This is a genomic window from Paenibacillus sp. FSL R5-0527 (assembly GCF_038008055.1).
Classification (GTDB): domain Bacteria; phylum Bacillota; class Bacilli; order Paenibacillales; family Paenibacillaceae; genus Fontibacillus; species Fontibacillus macerans.
The window spans coordinates 86998-104139 of the sequence record NZ_JBBOYI010000001.1 but is presented as its reverse complement, the minus strand read 5'-3'; the positions used below and the strand labels follow the sequence as shown (position 1 = coordinate 104139).

General features: G+C 54.0%; 18 protein-coding genes. 14 read left to right on the top strand and 4 right to left on the bottom strand.

What is annotated here, in order from left to right:
• The first annotated feature begins 85 nt into the window (after positions 1–85).
• Entirely contained in the window at positions 86–2185 is a 2100-nt protein-coding gene (locus tag NYE69_RS00465) for a glycoside hydrolase family 36 protein (RefSeq protein WP_340922661.1), read from the top strand.
• Between the two features lie 844 nt (positions 2186–3029).
• Here the strand turns inward: NYE69_RS00465 and NYE69_RS00460 are convergent.
• A complete protein-coding gene (locus NYE69_RS00460; protein WP_340922658.1) occupies positions 3030–3461 on the bottom strand; it encodes an SgcJ/EcaC family oxidoreductase in 432 nt (143 codons plus the stop codon).
• A gap of 160 nt (positions 3462–3621) precedes the next feature.
• Between NYE69_RS00460 and NYE69_RS00455 the strand changes: the two genes are divergently transcribed.
• From NYE69_RS00455 to NYE69_RS00415, 9 genes are all read left to right on the top strand, one after another.
• Complete coding sequence (locus NYE69_RS00455; RefSeq protein ID WP_036619075.1) at positions 3622–4110, top strand: MarR family winged helix-turn-helix transcriptional regulator; 489 nt, start codon at positions 3622–3624, stop codon at positions 4108–4110.
• Between the two features lie 96 nt (positions 4111–4206).
• Positions 4207–4656, top strand: coding sequence for an SRPBCC family protein (locus tag NYE69_RS00450; RefSeq protein WP_340922655.1), 450 nt, complete (start codon positions 4207–4209; stop codon positions 4654–4656).
• Between the two features lie 2 nt (positions 4657–4658).
• On the top strand, positions 4659–5087 hold the full coding sequence (locus NYE69_RS00445) for an ArsR/SmtB family transcription factor (protein ID WP_340922652.1): 429 nt from the start codon (positions 4659–4661) through the stop codon (positions 5085–5087).
• 436 nt (positions 5088–5523) lie between these two features.
• Complete coding sequence (locus tag NYE69_RS00440; RefSeq protein ID WP_340922650.1) at positions 5524–6501, top strand: aldo/keto reductase; 978 nt, start codon at positions 5524–5526, stop codon at positions 6499–6501.
• 108 nt (positions 6502–6609) lie between these two features.
• Complete coding sequence (locus NYE69_RS00435; protein ID WP_340922647.1) at positions 6610–7470, top strand: GNAT family N-acetyltransferase; 861 nt, start codon at positions 6610–6612, stop codon at positions 7468–7470.
• A 72-nt stretch (positions 7471–7542) separates the two neighbouring features.
• Positions 7543–8112 (top strand): TetR/AcrR family transcriptional regulator, encoded by a 570-nt coding sequence (locus NYE69_RS00430; protein ID WP_326044933.1) that lies wholly within the window; start codon positions 7543–7545, stop codon positions 8110–8112.
• A gap of 235 nt (positions 8113–8347) precedes the next feature.
• Positions 8348–9829, top strand: coding sequence for an MDR family MFS transporter (locus NYE69_RS00425; RefSeq protein WP_340922641.1), 1482 nt, complete (start codon positions 8348–8350; stop codon positions 9827–9829).
• A 234-nt stretch (positions 9830–10063) separates the two neighbouring features.
• The gene (locus NYE69_RS00420) at positions 10064–10588 is read left to right on the top strand and encodes a hypothetical protein (RefSeq protein ID WP_340922638.1); all 525 of its coding nucleotides are present in this window, start codon (positions 10064–10066) and stop codon (positions 10586–10588) included.
• A gap of 224 nt (positions 10589–10812) precedes the next feature.
• Positions 10813–12222 carry a sensor domain-containing diguanylate cyclase gene (locus tag NYE69_RS00415; RefSeq protein WP_340922636.1) on the top strand — a complete coding sequence of 470 codons (1410 nt, stop codon included), beginning with the start codon at positions 10813–10815 and terminating at the stop codon, positions 12220–12222.
• Between the two features lie 132 nt (positions 12223–12354).
• Here the strand turns inward: NYE69_RS00415 and NYE69_RS00410 are convergent, their stop codons facing one another.
• Positions 12355–12864 (bottom strand): hypothetical protein, encoded by a 510-nt coding sequence (locus NYE69_RS00410; RefSeq protein WP_082207631.1) that lies wholly within the window; start codon positions 12862–12864, stop codon positions 12355–12357.
• A 181-nt stretch (positions 12865–13045) separates the two neighbouring features.
• On the opposite strand from NYE69_RS00410, the gene NYE69_RS00405 reads away from it, so the two are divergent.
• Positions 13046–13222 carry a hypothetical protein gene (locus NYE69_RS00405; protein ID WP_164815302.1) on the top strand — a complete coding sequence of 59 codons (177 nt, stop codon included), beginning with the start codon at positions 13046–13048 and terminating at the stop codon, positions 13220–13222.
• 127 nt (positions 13223–13349) lie between these two features.
• Here NYE69_RS00405 and NYE69_RS00400 read toward each other — a convergent pair whose 3' ends face one another.
• Both NYE69_RS00400 and NYE69_RS00395 read right to left on the bottom strand, forming a co-directional pair.
• Positions 13350–13532, bottom strand: coding sequence for a hypothetical protein (locus NYE69_RS00400; protein WP_340922625.1), 183 nt, complete (start codon positions 13530–13532; stop codon positions 13350–13352).
• Positions 13533–14106: 574 nt separating this feature from the next.
• Positions 14107–14235: a DUF4023 family protein gene (locus NYE69_RS00395; protein ID WP_036619087.1), complete on the bottom strand. Its 129-nt coding sequence runs from the start codon at positions 14233–14235 to the stop codon at positions 14107–14109.
• 212 nt (positions 14236–14447) lie between these two features.
• On the opposite strand from NYE69_RS00395, the gene NYE69_RS00390 reads away from it, so the two are divergent.
• From NYE69_RS00390 to NYE69_RS00380, 3 genes are read left to right on the top strand one after another with little or no spacing between them, the layout of a single operon-like run.
• Positions 14448–15407, top strand: coding sequence for an ABC transporter permease (locus tag NYE69_RS00390; RefSeq protein ID WP_340922620.1), 960 nt, complete (start codon positions 14448–14450; stop codon positions 15405–15407).
• A complete protein-coding gene (locus NYE69_RS00385) occupies positions 15391–16344 on the top strand; it encodes an iron chelate uptake ABC transporter family permease subunit (protein ID WP_036619090.1) in 954 nt (317 codons plus the stop codon). The genes NYE69_RS00390 and NYE69_RS00385 overlap by 17 nt, the downstream gene beginning before the upstream one ends.
• Positions 16341–17102 carry an iron ABC transporter ATP-binding protein gene (locus NYE69_RS00380; protein ID WP_036619092.1) on the top strand — a complete coding sequence of 254 codons (762 nt, stop codon included), beginning with the start codon at positions 16341–16343 and terminating at the stop codon, positions 17100–17102. The genes NYE69_RS00385 and NYE69_RS00380 overlap by 4 nt, the downstream gene beginning before the upstream one ends.
• Positions 17103–17142 lie beyond the last annotated feature (40 nt).

Sequence of the window (17142 nt, the reverse complement as noted above, 5' to 3'; positions counted from 1 at the left end):
AGAGGATAATGCTCCGGGCTCACGAAATCAATCAACAAGGGTCTGCAAGTTCAGCGATTTTTTAATAGGGAGGCTGCTTATTCTTATGTCCCAACTTATTCATGTTCAGGAAAACGGACTTCACCTGGTGCTGGAGGTTACGCCGGAGCAAGACGTGCGGCTGCTTCACTTTGGTACGGGCGAGCTGCGGGAAGGCGCGATTTCAAACGGGCAAAAGCCGGGCTTCCGGCTGATGGAGCTGCAGCTGACGGGCGAGGACCGCGCGGAATATCACGGGCGGACGCATCGGGCCACGTTCCCGGGGCTGCGCATGCGCTACGAGGCTCATGCCGATATACGCAATAAGGCCGGCCGCAAGCTGGAGATCGCGCTGCGCGATCCGGACACGTCGCTGCGGGCGGTGCAGCATTTTCAATTCTACGACGGTCTTCAGACTGTCAAGGCTTGGGTAACGCTGAGCAACGAGGGAACGGAAGAGTTGGGCGTAGAATACGTTTCCTCCTTCGCCTTAACCGGTCTCGATAAGGAAGGCGCGCTTGACCGCGACGACAAAATGGCGCTGTACATTCCGCACAGCGGCTGGCAAAGCGAGCTGCAGTGGCGCACGTACAGCCTGCCGGAGCTGGGCATGTCGCATTTGACGGACCGCAGCTCCAAGCGGGTTTCCTGCAGCAATACCGGTTCGTGGTCGGCTGCGGAGCATATCCCGATGGCCGTGCTGGAGAACCGGGAAGCCGGAAGCAGCCTGTTTTGGCAAATCGAGCATAACGGCTCCTGGCATTGGGAGATCATCGATCAGAACGATTTCCTCACCCTTCTCCTGAGCGGGCCGACGGAACACGATAATCATTGGTGGATTTCGCTGGCGCCGGGCGAGGAGTTCGTCAGCGTGCCCGTCGCGGTGGGCGCCGCGATCGGCGGGTTCGAAGAGGCGATCGGGCAGCTGACCGCGTATCGCCGCCGGATTCGCCGTCCGAACGCGGACAACCGCGATTTGCGGATTATTTTTAACGATTACATGAACTGTCTCTGGGGTTCGCCGACGACGGCCAAGCTATTGCCGCTCATCGACGCCGCGGCCGAAGCAGGATGCGAGTATTTCTGCATCGATGCCGGCTGGTACGCGGCGGGCGAATGGTGGGACGGTGTGGGTGAATGGATGCCGTCGCTGGAACGCTTCCCTGAGGGCATCAAATATGTGCTCGATTACATTCGCGGCAAAGGGATGGTTCCGGGGCTGTGGCTTGAACTGGAGGTGATGGGCATCAACAGTCCGAAGCTGGCCGGCACCGATGACAGCTGGTTTTTCATGCGCCACGGGCGGAGAGTCAAGGACCGCAGCCGCTATCAGCTCGATTACCGGAACCCGCGGGTGGTTGCCCATGCGAACGAAGTGATCCGCCGCCTGGTGGAGGATTACGGGGTAGGCTATATCAAGATGGACTATAACATCAACGCCGGGATCGGCACGGAGACGGACGCGGACAGCTTCGGCGACGGCCTGCTCCAGCACAACCGCGCTTATCTGGCTTGGCTGGACGGTATTTTTGCCCGGTATCCGGACCTCGTGATCGAAAACTGCTCAAGCGGCGGGATGCGAATGGACTATGCGATGCTCAGCCGCCACAGCATTCAGTCGACGAGCGATCAGGAAAACTACGTCAATTACGCGGCCATTGCCGCCGCTTCGCCTTCGGCGCTGACGCCGGAGCAGTCGGCGATCTGGTCTTACCCGCTGCGGGAGGGCAACGATGAAGAGGTCGTGTTCAACATGGTGAACGCGCTGCTGCTGCGGGTCCACCAAAGCGGGCATCTGGCCGAGCTAAGCCCGCGCCGGCGGGAGCTTGTGAAGGAAGCGCTGGATTACTACAAGACGATCCGCAAGGACATTCCGGAGGCGCTGCCGTTCTGGCCGCTGGGGCTGCCGAAGCAGCAGGACGATTGGATCAGCCTGGGGCTGCGCCACGGGGACTCGGTTTATTTGGCCGTGTGGCGGATTGGCGGTGCTTCGCCTGAGCGGACGCTGCCGCTTCCGGCGCTGCGGGGCGTGCAGCTTGACATTCGCTGCGCTTACCCGCAAGGGTTCGACTGCTCGTGGAGCTGGGACGCCGAGCGGGGCGAACTGCAAGTGACCTTGCCAAGTGTGAAATCCGCGCGCCTGTTTGAAATTCACCCGAAACGATAAACCTAAGGATTATGTGTAACAGAAACGATAAGAATTGATCCGCAGAAATAGAACCGAAGACGTGTTCAGGCAGGCCTTTTGAGACTGGTTGAATACTAGCTGAATACTAGCAACACAGCGCCGGAAATCCGGCGCTGTGTTGCTTTTTTGACACTATATCCAGAATTTATAAAATTTCGGGCATGGTAGAGAGCGATGCGCAGGTAGAGAGGGGAGGAGAAAAGGAATCGGGAGGCTAAGGGACACCAGGGCACTAGCTTTGCATTTAAAGCTGGCAAGATACCTTTTCTGGGCCCCCCAATATTCTAACGGTTGCCACAAGCGCTATTTGTTCCAAAAACGTTGATTTCAAATTGTAACGGTTGCCATGGAGCTTATTTCGCTGCAAACCGGTAATTTTTGCTTGGATTTAGGCAAATAACGACGTTCGCAACCGTTAGAATTTAGAAAAGTTCTTTTTTCGGCAAATAGCCGCTGCTGCAACCGTTAGATTTCCGGCGGGCGGACAGTATCGATTCGAAAGCCAACGCTTGTAAAGAAACCTTGAGCAAAAGTTAATGCAACGCCAGTGACACCAGAGCCGTTATTTGCGAAAAAACGGAGGTTTGCCAAATGTGTGGACACAGAAGACCTTTTTTGCCTCAAATCGGCCTAGATGAACTGGCTTAGAGCATAATAGGGCCGTTTGTGTCTGTTAGGCTGGGAAATACCCGGGAAATGGGCGAATAAGGTCGCTGGTGTCCGTTAGAGCAACGCCCAAAGTTTAAGAAGAGCCTCCAATCGCTCCCAAGTAAAAGCCAGAGCCGCTAAAGGACGCCGTCAGGCGTTTTTCTTATTTGCTTTATCATGAACGCGGCCCTGACGGCATCTCCTGGATGCGGCAGTTATGGAAGGCGGCAATGAGCCATTTATCAGCCTGTCTAACGATAACATTCGTATTGATGGAGCCTCTGTCGTTAGGATCCTGTTCGGGATCGGCCAGCTTAACTTCCCCGATCCCGTGGACAACGGCGACATCCGGCGTAATATAACGAGGTTGAAAATCGGATGTAAAGTTCGATTCCATTTTTGACCCGCGAAGCGGACCGTTAAACAACCATTGGTGAACTTCGGCAATTTGCTTTCTGCCTTTTAAATGCTGGCCTATAAAGGTAACATAATCGGCGTCTTCCGTGAAGCATTCCCCGTATGAGGTCCCGTCGCCGTTGTTCCAGGCCTCGTTAAGCGCTGTAAAGAGTTCTCTGATTGCGTCCAGGTCTTTTTCCCGATTTTCCATACTTGATCCTGTCCTTTCCATTAAGGTTTGATCATCGATTGGTTAAACTTTGGAGCTGTGATATACTGTTGCCGAATAAAGTCTTAACCATGATGAAATCTTAATTAAATAATTATCTTAATAAACTAAGATAAATTAATCATATATGGGAGGTTTCTTTATGTCAAGCGATAATTATCGGCCATGGCCGAACCTGACGCCGCTGCAACAGGAAATAGTTCTGGAATTGCGTGAGAACGGGACCCGGGCCGTGATGCTGCATCAGACGATTTCTGAAAAGATCGGCTTGAATGCGACCGATCACAAATGCCTGGATTATTTGCTGAAAGCTGGCCCTGTAACCGCAGGGCGTCTGGCCGAATTAACGGGGTTGACCACCGGAGCGGTTACAAGCGTAATCGACCGCCTGGAGCAAGCGGGATTTGCGACCAGAGACAAAGACCCGAACGACCGGAGAAAGGTGCTGGTCAAAGCCGTTTCCGAAAAATCGGAGCTGATTTCGTCTCTGTTCGATTCCGCGTTAAAGGCCACTCAGGAACTGGTAACTCGTTATAATGAACAGGAGAGCCGGATCATTCTTGATTTCCTTAAGCAATGCAACGCCATGACATTAGAAGAAATGGACAAATTAAAACAGAACAGCTTATAGTAACTCCGCAGTATTGACATGAAACCAAACGGTTTCTTAAAATGATATTGAGAAACCTTCTGGTTTCATAAAACAAATCGCGAAAGGACGAACATCATGGATCAAACCAACAACCCGCATCATCAAACCGGCGGAAGCGGAGCACTGCCGGATATCCGCCATACAATTATGCTGAACGCGCCGATCTCCCGGGTATGGGAGGCGGTGGCCACCTCGGACGGGATTGCCGCCTGGTTTATGCCCAACGATTTTCAGCCGGTCGAAGGCTTCGAGTTCCATCTTAATGCCGGGCCTTTCGGCAACTCGCCCTGCAAAGTAACGCTGGTGGATCCGCCGCATCGCCTGTCGTTTAACTGGGGCAAGGACTGGACACTGACGTTTGAGCTGAAGGAGCAGGGCGATCGGACGGAATTCACCCTGATCCACGGCGGCTGGAGTGCGGAACAAGTGACCGAATTCGGCGAAGCCCACGGGCTGGTGCGCGGCCGGATGGACCAAGGCTGGGCCGGACTGGTTCAGAAGCTGGCCGCTTACGTCGGAGCGTAACGATGGAGAGCGCTGCCGCGAAGCATGACGTGTTTCAGGCGATCGCCGATCCGACGCGCCGGGAATTGCTGCGTTTGCTCGGCGAACGTGAGCTGCCGCTCAAGGACATCAGCGGCCGTTTCCCGATGAGCCGCACGGCGGTCTCCAAGCATCTGCGCGTGTTGGCGGAGGCGGGGCTTGTCCACGAGCGCAAGGTAGGACGCGAGACGCGCTACCGGCTGGACGCCGACCCGCTGCTGGAGCTGAAGCGCTGGCTTGATTACTACGAACGCTTCTGGGAGAACAAGCTGTCCATGCTCAAGCATTACGTGGAATCCGAGCCGGGGCAATCGGCGGAAGGACTTAAGCTGGCGGAACCAAGCGAGTTTAATCCGGGACAAGCAGAAGGGAAAAAGCCAGGGACAGGCCAGGGGCAGGCGGAGGGACTTTAAGCCGGTGCGCAGGGAAAGCGAATAAACGGGACCGTACGCCGAAATAGCGGTAAAAAAGGGCGTTATTTTGACCGGACATGCGAAAATGGCACGAATAGCGGAATTTTATGTCGCTAATCTTTGCAACTGCCTGTTGAGAGGCGGCAAAAAGGAAGGTCACTCTAGAAATAGAGACAAAAAATTCCGCTAAGCCCCGAAAATGAGGCGAAAAGGTGCGGATAGGACCAAAAATTACCGCTATTTTTTGAAGAGGGAAGGGTTGCCGATAACAAGCACCGTAGGGTATCACAACAGAAACTCGAACAACAGAAACTCGAGCTTTTTACCGGTTCGGACTATGGTATATAATGGGTATGGACTTCATACACCTAGAAAGGTTTTGTGCAAACATGTCCGTTAGAGTCATGCTACCAAAACGCTTAAGGAGGTTGTAGTCATGAAGTATGCCAGTTTGGGAAGAACCGGGTTGAAGGTCAGCCGTCTTTGCCTGGGCACGATGAATTTCGGGCCGGCGACGGAGGAGCAGGAGGCGTTCAAAATTATGGACGCGGCACTTGATGCCGGGGTCAATTTTTTTGATACGGCCAATGTGTACGGCGGCCCCGAACACCGCGGGCGGACCGAGGAAATCATCGGCCGCTGGTTCGCGCAGGGCGGAGGCCGCCGCGAGAAAGTGGTGCTGGCCACCAAGGTGTACGGCCCGATGGACGATCCTCTGGACGGCCCGAACGGAGAGGCCGGGTTGTCGGCTCATAAAATCCGCCGCCATCTGGAGGCTTCTTTGCGGCGGCTCGGTACGGATCATATCGAACTGTACCAAATGCATCATATCGACTGCAACGTCACGTGGGATGAGCTTTGGAACGCTTTTGACATCGCGCAGAAACAGGGGAAAATCGGCTATGTCGGCTCGAGCAACTTTGCCGCCCGGGATTTGGTCAAGGCTCAGTATGAAGCCAAGGCGCACGGGGCGCTGGGACTCGTCTCCGAGCAGCACAAATACAGCCTGCTATGCCGGCTGCCGGAGCTGGAAGTGCTGCCCGCGGCCGAGGAGCTGGGCATCGGCGTAATCCCTTGGAGCCCGCTTGACGGGGGCATACTCGGCGGCAATCTCAACCCGCAGCCGGGATCCCGCACCGAGAAGCAGGCCGAACGGGTCGAGAAGCTGCGCCCGCAGCTGGAGCGGTTCAGCAGCCTGTGCAAAGAGCTGGGCGAATCCGCAGCCACGGTGGCCTTGGCCTGGACATTGGCCAATCCGGCCGTCACGGCGCCGATTATCGGGCCGCGCACGCTGCAGCAGTTCGAGGAGACGCTGCGCGTCGTCGATGTGGAGCTGAGCGAAGATACGCTGAAGGCGATCGACGAAATTTTTCCGGGCCCGGGCGGGGAGGCCCCGAAAGCGTACGCTTGGTAATCCGCGGTTTTCATAATATGCAAAAGGCAGTCGAACGATCGGCTGTCTTTTGTTTAGGCAAATAGCAGGCCCGCGCGTGTTGGGAGAGTAGATTTTCGGAGGTGTGAAATGCTTCGTTATGCCAGAGGCTCCGAAGTGGGGACGGATGTATTGTTCGCCGCTTTTCGGCGCGGTTTTTCGGACTATATTATTCAATTCAAGCTGGACGAACCCGGCTTTGCGGCCAAATTTTTTGGCCCGGAGGGGAACCGGAGAGAGCATTCCTTCGTCGCGCTGGACGGGGAGGAGGCCGTTGGGATCGTTCTGGGCGGCGTCAAAATGTACGAATCGGTCAAAACGATGCGCTGCGGGGCGCTGGCCGTAAGCCCGGAATACCGGGGGACAGGCGTAAGCGGCAAGCTGATGGACCTGCACCGCGAGGAGGCGGAAAAGGCGGGGTGCCGCCAGCTTTTTCTTGAAGTCATCGTCGGGAACGACAGGGCAATCTCTTTTTACCAAAAACGGGGGTACCGTAAAGTTTACGACCAGCACTATTATACGCTGACCGATGCGGCCAGGCTTGGCTCTCCGCCGGTCCCGGAGGGCTGCCGCTTGCGGCGGCTGGCGTTTGAGGAGTTTGCCGAGGCGGTTAACGCGCGCAGATATTTTCACGTGAACTGGCAAAATGACCTGGAATACCAGCAGCTTAGCGAGGGAAACGCGTACTTCGGCATCAGTCAAAACGATGCGCTGGCAGGGTGCCTGAGCGTAAACGGGTCCGGCAAAATCAACATGCTGCTGGTGGATCGCCGTTATCGCGGCAGAGGGATCGCCACCTGCTTGCTGGCCGCCGCCCGCGATGAGCTGGGGATCGCCAAATTAACCGCGTCCACCCCGAGCAATGCGCTGCTGGAAGGTTTTTTGGAGCGGACCGGGTTTGTCCGGGAAAGTTTGCGTCAATATGAAATGTACCTGCCATTGGGGAGTTGACACTCCCCTCGGCTATCGTTTATGATGTAGACCGATTGGTCTAATCTTAGAAAGAAAGGTACATGATGTTGGATGTCTACCCGCAATCACACCCGTCAAATACTGATCGAAACGACGGCAAAACTGCTGCAGAACCAGGGATATAACGCCACCGGGCTGAATCAGATCACGCAGCTGAGCGGCGCCCCCAAAGGATCGCTCTATTACCACTTCCCGGAGGGCAAGGAACAGCTTGCCTGCGAAGCCGTCAGCCATACAAAAAACGTTACGCTGGCCAACCTGCGTTCGGTTCTGGATTCGAAGGCGGATGCCACCCAAGCGGTTCAGGAGCTGCTTATGGTGCTTGCCGAACAGGTCGATCGCAAGAACGCGGAGCTCGGCATTCCGCTTGGCGTCATCGCCCATGAAACGGCGGGAAGCAACGAGAACATCCGGAAAGCCTGCTGCGGCGTATATAACGCCTGGATTGCCGAATTTGAAAACAAATTCGTCGCCTGCGGATACGCTCCTGAAGAAGCGAAGGAGATCGCCGTGTCGATCAATGCGCTGATCGAAGGCTCCATGATCATGTGCATGACCCAGCGGGACAGCGCCCCGCTGCGAACGGCTGCCAAACTGGTGCCGCGCCTACTCCAGGCGTAATGAACGAAAGGTGTAATGGATTGGCTAAAAAAGGACAGTGACAAATGCATTGGTAATACTTTAAATTTTATATATAGAACGGTCTAGAAAAACGATTTCAACAAAAGACGAAAGGCGCTCACACCCCAAGGAAGGCCCTGGAAACATACAAATGATCTTGGACCCTCCTTGTTTATATATAAAAAATAAAAAGAGAACAATCCAATTCCGGATAGTATGGAGGTAACCGAAAAAAATGAATACAACAACGCTTAGCGCTGTCAAGGAGGCCAGTGTAGAAGGGATTAGGCGGCTGCCGATAACGATCGCCTTGATCATTGGGGCCTTTGTGTCCATTTTGAATGAAACCCTTCTGAACGTGGCTTATACGGATTTAATGCATGAGCTCGGGGTTGGAGCTTCCACTATACAATGGCTGTCGACCTCATATATGCTGGTGATCGGGATCCTCGTGCCGATTACGGCGCTGTTGATTCAGTGGTTTACGACGAGGCAAATGTTTTTGTCCGCTATGATTTTGTTTCTAATCGGTACCGTCGTTTGCGGGATTTCCCCGAATTTCGGGATGCTGCTGTTCGGGCGGGTGATTCAGGCCATTGGTACGGGCCTGCTGCTGCCGGTGATGATGAACACGATCCTGACGATTTACCCTCCCGAAAAAAGAGGAGCGGCCATGGGCACCATCGGTCTCGTCATCATGTTCGGCCCGGCGATCGGTCCGACGCTGTCCGGCCTGATTCTGGACGCCCTGAACTGGCGCTGGCTGTTCTTTTTGGTCGTGCCGCTGGCCCTGTTTTCCATCCTGTTTGGGGCCGTTTATCTGCGGAATGTTTCCGAGCCCACGAAGCCGCGGGTGGATCTGATTTCCATTCTGCTGTCTACGGCCGGCTTCGGCGGCATCGTTTACGGCTTCAGCCACGCCGGGGAAGGCGAAGGCTGGTCGAGCCCTATCGTCTACATCTGCCTGATTGTCGGATTCGTGGCACTTGCCTTATTTGTATGGCGCCAGCTGGTCGTCGCCGAGCCGACGCTCGATGTCCGTGTCTTTAAATATCCGATGTTCGCGTTGTCCGCCGCGCTGCTGACGGTGATGATGATGACATTGTTCTCCACGCTGATCCTGCTGCCGATGTATCTGCAGGGGGCGCTGCTGCTGGCGCCGTTCGTCGCCGGACTCGTGCTGCTGCCGGGCGGGGTAATCAACGGCCTGATGTCGCCGGTGGCGGGCAGACTGTTTGATAAGTTCGGGCCGCGCGCGCTGATCACGCCGGGGCTGCTCATCGTCATCATTACGCTTTGGTTTATGCGCGGGCTGGAAACGACCACCTCCACCGGGGTCGTCATCGGGCTGCACATCGCGCTGCTCGTTGGCATCTCGCTGGTGATGATGCCGGGCCAAACGACCGGGCTGAACCAGCTGCCGCGCCAGCTGTATCCGCACGGGACCGCGATCATGAACACGCTCCAGCAGGTATCCGGGGCGATCGGTACGGCGCTGTTCATCAGCATCTATTCCTCCGGCCAGGCCCGTTATCTGGCTTCTTCCGCCAATCCGAAGGACCCGGGGGAGCTGGCCCAGGCTTTGGTCAGCGGCCTGCACAGTGCTTTTACCATCTCGATGTTTGTCGGCGTCATCGCCCTCATTCTCGGTTTGTTTTTGCGCCGGACGCAAGCGCCGGCGGAAGCACACGGTTCCGGGGCGAAGCAGGGCTCTTAATCCTTGGCCTTACGCCGGTGTGACCCAGGTCTGCCCGCGGGATCATCTTAGAATGGTCCTGCGGGCAGCTTTTTGCGTTTAAGAGGCTGCATACGCGCACTTTAAACAATTTGTAACCCGTTTTAACTTTGCTGTGACCCTTTTTCGCAGCAGCCGTCATATAATGAAGGTGTAAGGCATATTAGTAAGCTTGAATGCTGAATTTGTGCTGACAGGGAAAGGCGGACCCGAAACATGAGAAATTGGTTTGTAGCAGTGCTTCCTTTGTTGTTGATCGTTGCGTTGCCCCCGTTTGCCGCATCCGGTTCCTTGATGCCCGGAACGCAGGTAGTTTCCGGACCCGTGCAGGGACCTCATACGGTTACCGTGTATGTGAACCGGCTTGAACTGGGCCCCCGGGGCGGTACCCTCGCCGCAGATCCGATTCTTTGGTACGAGGGGGAAGAGGCGGCGGCCGCGTTCGCCGAGCATGAGCCGGACGCGGGGATTGACGGACCGCCGGACGGTTACTACATCGTGAATGACGTCAAAGAGACGGTGGAGTATCCGGTAGCGAAAAATGCCGAAGTGCTGATGCAGATTTACGATCGCACCGGGCGGATCGAGGATATTCAAGTCAAATGGAACGAGCCGGTAAGCCTGGAGAAGTTCGGCCGGCTGTTTGGCGACAACGATTTGATCGATTTAAGCCGGTTTCCGTACCACCTTACCATCGAAGGCGGGCAAGTGGTGCGGATCGTTCAACAGTTTATCCCTTAGAAACAAAAACCCATGATGCGGGTTGCGGGGAATCTTAACCCTCTGGACCCGCGTTTTTTTAGTTCTTCTCGATTAAAAACGGAAACGCGATGCCGCTGCATAAAATTAACGTACTCCACATTTTATACTTTGTAGTATAATAATTCCTTAGGCATAGTCCTTTATACCCACGCGAAATTCCCAGCGAAGTCTGCTGCTGACTGCAAAGCAAAAAGGTGGTAGAAATGAGTAGAGATGCCAAACTAATTCATCAAAAAAACGTATGGATGCTGGTGCTGCTGGGTTGTTTCTTTGCGGCAGGCCTGTTCATGAACATATTGATCAACCGGAACGCCATGGCGGTGCAGCCGCTGCTTGGCTTCGTCCTGCTGCTCATTTTGGCCGGCTTCGTTTGGAACGGGCGCTGGCCGACGGCCACGATGCTGCTTGCGATCTTTCTGCTGTTTATCTATCTTTTCGTTGTAATATGGAACGAGCGTTCTTTTACTAGTTATATCTTTCTTGGACTGCTGCCGCTGCTGAGCCTGTTTTATCAAAATTACACGGCCGTGGCGCTGGCGGGCGCGCTTTATTTGTCCTCGGGGGTGTACTTCTTCTACAAGCTGCAAAATACGATGTTTGCCGAGAGTACCAACGTGTCCGATACGGCTTACATCGCCGCATACGGAGTGCTCATTCTGACGTTTTCCCTCATTACTACCATGATTACCAGAAAATTGTCAGATCGGGCGGAGCACAGCGAAGGACGGCTCAAGGCGATCCTTGAAAGCGTCTCCGTCGGCATTTGGACCTATGATTTTGGCGAGATGAAGCTGACGGTTTCCGACGGATTTGAACAGATAACCGGGTATCCCGCCAGCTTATTTGAGCAGTCCCCGGAGCGGATCACGGATATGATTCATCCGGAGGATCAGCACATGTTTTTCGAGTCCCAACAGGAAATGATTCTCGGCCGGACAAGCTCGGTGAAGGAATGCCGGATTCTGCGGCCGGACGGCGAGGTGAGATGGATTCAAAGCCGGGGCACGCCTCATTTTAATGCCATAGGCCATCTCGTTCGTCTGGAGGGGATCATTATCGAAGTTACGGATCGGAAACAGCTGGAGGAAACGGTTCATTATCTGGCGTACCATGATGAACTTACCGGCCTGCCCAACCGGACAAAATTCGGGGAGAAGTTTGCGGAATGCGTGAGCAAAGGGGACTATCCCCTGGCGCTGCTGTTCCTTGATCTGAACAATTTCAAGGACGTTAATGATACATACGGCCATGAGGCCGGAGATCATCTGCTGAAACAAATTGCCGTCAAATTGTCCTCCCTGATCCGGGAAAACGATATGGTTTGCCGTATGGGCGGCGATGAATTTGTCATCCTGCTGACCCATCTGGACACCGATGGCGTCTTGAAAGTGGTGGAGCGGATTCTGGCCAACCTGTCCGAAGGCTGCGAGTATCGGGGCGTTCGGCTCGGCATCTCGGCCAGCGTCGGCGTCAGCTTCTCCCCGGACGGCGGCAGCAGCCTGGAGGAGATGCTCCGGCAGGCGGACGCCACGATGTATGACGCCAAGCGGGGAACAACGGGCGCTTACCGGTTTTACGGTGACAGGCGGAACGAGACCGAACGCGTCCGGTGAACAAGCTGATCGCATTGTAGCGTAAGCTTTCTAACGCCGGCGAACGGCCCCGGCAGCCGCTGAAAGCGCACGGCCGCTTCTCCCGAAAAATTCGGAAAAAGCGGCCTGTGCGGAAAGCGGATCAGCTTTTGTTTACAGCCGTCTTTTTGGGGCGAGCATCACGCCGGCGCCGATGGCGATGAGCGCGATCGCCAGCACCGGCTGGCCGAAGATCAGGCGGTTATACAAGTTGCCGAGCGAAAAGACGGCAAAAAACAGCAGCGACAGTACGGTCAAAATGTTGATCGGAATGAGCAGATATCTGTTGCGGTCGCCGAACCAGTAGAACTCGAACAGGCCGACGGCCGGAGCCAAAATGAATCCGGGCCATAGGTATTGCCAGCTGTCAAAGAGGGTGGCAAGCTGGCAGACTAGGCCAGCCGTGAACAAAATGCCGCCGGGAATAAGCAGCCCCGTTGCTCTCCGGTCCGTCATCGAGAAGTACATCCAGTGGAAAAATAGTCCGACCGGAATGACGAACAAGGTTGGCCAGAACTGGCCGAAGATCGTGCCCGCGCTGACCGCTTCCTTGCGGAAAAAGAGCAGACAAATGCCGATCAGCACAAGCGCCGGCCCGATTAATGATTTTTTATTCAAATTCATACCAAGGTCTCCTTTGCCTATGTATTCATTACCTACAGCATACAATAAAATCGCCGTCAGGTTCTTCGGACTCTGGGGAAGTTGTGAACTGGACTTAGGTCCAGTCAGAGTATAAAAACAGCCAATAAAAGACACGCTAACGCTAGAAACGAGTAATTCGGATGAATAGGAGGGTACTCACTTGGCAAACGAGAAAAACCGCGGGCGGCAAGCCGGCAACGGCAGCAGCAACGGGCAAAATGATACGACCGGAGACGGCGGAGAACGCCGCAACGGACGCCTCGCCCAAATCAAAAACCACAGCACGACGGGCGTGGGGCCGCTGGATGAGTATATTAGCGGAAACGACAAGAACTAAGGATCACCTCTGGCTTGAAAGCAGCTTTTGCCGGGTTGAAGACAAAAAGAGGTAGGCCTTTGATTAAGCGGAAGGTGCTATCTCTTTTTTTGTATCGATCTTCCATATATTTACGTATACAGCCAATCTATCTAAAGTATAAGAAAAGAAGAAGTCCTACAATGATGATAATGGTGGTCAAACAACCGCCCTTTGCTAAGGCGTTCCAATCGCCGATTTCAGCACGATTCATCGAATCAGCAAAATTAATGAAAGGCTTGCGTTTATACTCTTCATACTTATCCTTTTCTTGTTTTCCCCAGTTGCCCATTGCTATCCCCCCTTAATTATGTGTTAGGTGGTATGGAATAAATTTCCTCATCCTACTATAAGAAATTAGTATTAATTTTTCAATGGAAATTGCGGCTCAAACTAATAATCAGCGCTTGACAGGGAGGGCCGGTAAGCGATCGTGGCAAAAAATATCGGCAGATCAATATCCGATGTTCGGACACTTGGCACGATTATCCCGTTTGATCCGGAAGCAGAGAGGAGGGTAAGTTCAGGAGAAGAAAATAGGTTTGGGAGAAGCAGACCTGTTTGAGATCGTTAGACAGATTTTGTGAGAAGGAGGTCTAGGAGAAGTGAAGCAGACCTGACCGGAGGAATGGGGCAAGACACCGGGAAAAATGAAAGGACCGTGATTAGTCCCCACCCTCTCCCCCTGAACAAGAGGGATAATCGTGCAAAGCAGCATGCAGGGATACCAAGACACGAAAATGACTGAAATGATAATTAAAAGTTGGCTTTGTAAAGAAAAGGGGCGTCCTCCAAAGCTGCAAGAAAGCCGCTGCACAGCGTAGTGTGGGCGGCTTTTTAAATAACTCTTCAATCGGGAGGGATCCTTACTTCTGCGTGCCGTGCTGTTTCGTCGGCAGTTGGCCGGCGGGGTTGCCTTTGCCGCGCTGTTTGTTTTTCTCCTGCTTTTCCTGCTGATCATGCACCTTTTCCACGAATTCGTGCAGATTTTCCATAGCTAGCGTCGACTCCTTTATTAAAGATATATGCTTCCCGTGATACTATGCCCCGTTTGGGTGCCTTTCATCACGTTAGGGTTGACAGTCCGGAAAATGAGACGATATAATTCAATTTAATTGATAATGAATATCATTATCAAAAATGTCCTGCCGGCAGTGGTCAAACTTGAACTTCCTCCCGGCCAGAGGAAGGGAAGCAAGGACGAATTATGAAAACAAGATATTTAACAGCAATGTTGATTGTCTTATCCCTGGTCTCCTTGTTTATCGGAGTCAAGGGCATCTCCCTGCCGGGCCTGCTCCGTCTGGACGCCGAGCAGTGGGAGATTTTCCGCATTAGCCGGATTCCCCGGCTCGTCAGCATCATCATCGCCGGGGTCAGCATGAGCATCGTCGGGCTGATCATGCAGCAGTTGACCCGCAACAAATTCGTGTCCCCGACGACGGCGGGCACGATGGATTCCGCCAGCTTCGGAATCATGATCTCGCTGCTGCTGTTTTCGGCGGCGGGGCCGCTGGCGAAAATCGCCGTTGCCTTCGTCTGCTCGCTCGCGGGCACTTATATTTTTATGCAAATCCTGGATCGCGTGAAATATAAGGATACGATTTTCATTCCGCTGGTCGGCTTGATGTTTGGCGGAATCGTCAGCTCGGCAACGACGTTTTTTGCCTATAAATACAATTTGATTCAAAGCATGTCCGCCTGGCTGCACGGCGATTTCTCGATGATCATGCAGGGGCGTTACGAGCTGCTGTACATCAGCGTTCCGCTGGTCGCGGCGGCTTATACCTACGCAAACAAATTTACGGTCGCAGGGATGGGCGAGGAGTTTTCCGTGAATCTGGGGCTGAATTACAAGCGGGTCGTCAATCTCGGTCTGATGCTGGTGGCGCTGGTGACTTCGGTCGTCGTGCTGACGGTAGGGTCGATCCCTTTTCTCGGGTTGATTATTCCGAACCTCGTTACGATGTACCGGGGCGATAACCTGAAAAACAATCTGCCCCACACGGCGTTGCTGGGGGCGGTCTTTGTGCTGGCTTGCGACATTTTGGGAAGGGTCATCATTTATCCGTATGAGGTTTCGATCGGTCTAACCGTCGGGGTGATCGGGAGCGGCATCTTCCTGTATTTGCTGATGAGGAGAAACGCCTATGAGCCTAAGCCATAAAACGAAACTTGCGATTCTCGTCGGAATCGGCATTCTGCTCGTGGTCGTGTTTATGACGATCGACGTGGGTGGACATTGGGATTACATACTGCCGAGACGCGGCAAAAAGCTGCTTGCGATCCTTCTTACCGGAACGGCGGTTGCTTTTTCCACCGTAGTGTTTCAAACGATTACGAACAACCGGATTCTGACGCCGAGCATCATCGGGCTGGATTCGCTTTATATGCTGCTGCAGACGTTCATTGTTTTTCTGTTTGGCGGAACGGCGCTGACGCTAATGAGCAAAAACCTGCGCTTTCTGCTGGCGGTCGGGTTCATGGTGCTGTTCGCGGGGCTGCTGTACCGCCTGCTGTTCCGCAAAGAGGGACGCAACATCTACCACCTGCTGCTGATCGGCTTAGTGTTTGGGACGTTTTTTTCCAGTCTGTCGTCGTTTCTGCAAAAACTGATCGATCCGAACGAATTTCTCGTTATCCAGGATAAAATGTTCGCCAGCTTCAACAACGTGGATACGGATCTGCTAATGATCTCGCTGGCCGGCGTGCTGCTGGTGGGGTGGTACTTCGCCCGATTTTCCAAGTATCTCGATGTGCTTGCTTTGGGACGCGATCACGCGGTGAATCTGGGAATCAGTTACGAATTTGTCGTCAAAAGAATGCTGATCGTCGTGGCGGTCCTGATTTCGATCTCCACGGCATTGGTCGGGCCGATCACGTTCCTTGGCCTGCTGGTCGCCAACGTCGCCTATCAGTTTCTGGACACCTACCGCCACCAGACGTTGATCCTCGGCGCTTCCCTGATCAGCTTCATCGCCCTGCTCGGCGGACAGCTGCTCGTTGAACGAGTGTTTACGTTCTCCACCTCGCTAAGCGTAATCATCAACTTTATCGGCGGCGTTTACTTCATCTATTTAATGCTAAAGGAGAATAAGTCGTGATTAAGGTCAGGGGAGTATCCAAACGATACGGCGGCAAAAAAGTGGTCGACAACGTAACGCTCGACATCGCGGAGGGAAAGATCACGTCTTTCATCGGCCCGAACGGCGCCGGCAAAAGCACGCTGATGTCGATGGTCAGCCGTTTGATCGCCAAGGACGAAGGCGAAATCATCATTAGCGGCAAGGAAATCGGCAGCTGGAACAGCAGGGAGCTGGCGCAAAAAATCTCCATTTTAAAGCAGTCCAATCATATCAACCTGCGGCTTACGGTCCGCGACCTGGTGGCATTCGGGCGTTTTCCTTATTCGCAAGGGAAGCTGACGAAGGAGGACCAACGGTACGTGGACGAAGCGATTCAGTATATGGACCTGGCGCCGATGCAGCACAAATATTTGGATGAACTCAGCGGCGGACAAAAGCAGCGGGCTTTTATCGCCATGGTTATCGCCCAGGACACGGAATACGTGCTGCTCGACGAGCCTTTGAACAATCTGGATATGAAGCATTCAGTGCAGATCATGAAAGTGCTGCGCCGGCTTACGGATGAACTCGGCAAAACGGTCGTTCTGGTGATCCACGATCTCAATTTCGCCTCCTGCTACTCCGATTACATCGTGGCTTTAAAAAACGGGGTCGTGGTCAGGGAAGGGATGAAGGATGAGATCATCGATCCCGCGGTTTTGCGGGAAGTGTACGAGATGGATATTCCGATCGAAAACATCGGCGGAAACCGGATTTGCGTATATTTTGCGGGCTAACGTGCGAAGGCTTCGGCATCGGGCCGGCTTTAGCACATTT

Coding starts and splice junctions, on each gene's coding strand:
- NYE69_RS00465 (WP_340922661.1), top strand. CDS start 86: ATGTCCCAACTTATTCATGTTCAGGAAAACGGACTTCACCTGGTGCTG.
- NYE69_RS00460 (WP_340922658.1), bottom strand. CDS start 3,461: ATGGAAAATCGGGAAAAAGACCTGGACGCAATCAGAGAACTCTTTACA.
- NYE69_RS00455 (WP_036619075.1), top strand. CDS start 3,622: ATGTCAAGCGATAATTATCGGCCATGGCCGAACCTGACGCCGCTGCAA.
- NYE69_RS00450 (WP_340922655.1), top strand. CDS start 4,207: ATGGATCAAACCAACAACCCGCATCATCAAACCGGCGGAAGCGGAGCA.
- NYE69_RS00445 (WP_340922652.1), top strand. CDS start 4,659: ATGGAGAGCGCTGCCGCGAAGCATGACGTGTTTCAGGCGATCGCCGAT.
- NYE69_RS00440 (WP_340922650.1), top strand. CDS start 5,524: ATGAAGTATGCCAGTTTGGGAAGAACCGGGTTGAAGGTCAGCCGTCTT.
- NYE69_RS00435 (WP_340922647.1), top strand. CDS start 6,610: ATGCTTCGTTATGCCAGAGGCTCCGAAGTGGGGACGGATGTATTGTTC.
- NYE69_RS00430 (WP_326044933.1), top strand. CDS start 7,543: ATGTCTACCCGCAATCACACCCGTCAAATACTGATCGAAACGACGGCA.
- NYE69_RS00425 (WP_340922641.1), top strand. CDS start 8,348: ATGAATACAACAACGCTTAGCGCTGTCAAGGAGGCCAGTGTAGAAGGG.
- NYE69_RS00420 (WP_340922638.1), top strand. CDS start 10,064: ATGAGAAATTGGTTTGTAGCAGTGCTTCCTTTGTTGTTGATCGTTGCG.
- NYE69_RS00415 (WP_340922636.1), top strand. CDS start 10,813: ATGAGTAGAGATGCCAAACTAATTCATCAAAAAAACGTATGGATGCTG.
- NYE69_RS00410 (WP_082207631.1), bottom strand. CDS start 12,864: ATGAATTTGAATAAAAAATCATTAATCGGGCCGGCGCTTGTGCTGATC.
- NYE69_RS00400 (WP_340922625.1), bottom strand. CDS start 13,532: ATGGGCAACTGGGGAAAACAAGAAAAGGATAAGTATGAAGAGTATAAA.
- NYE69_RS00395 (WP_036619087.1), bottom strand. CDS start 14,235: ATGGAAAATCTGCACGAATTCGTGGAAAAGGTGCATGATCAGCAGGAA.
- NYE69_RS00390 (WP_340922620.1), top strand. CDS start 14,448: ATGAAAACAAGATATTTAACAGCAATGTTGATTGTCTTATCCCTGGTC.
- NYE69_RS00385 (WP_036619090.1), top strand. CDS start 15,391: ATGAGCCTAAGCCATAAAACGAAACTTGCGATTCTCGTCGGAATCGGC.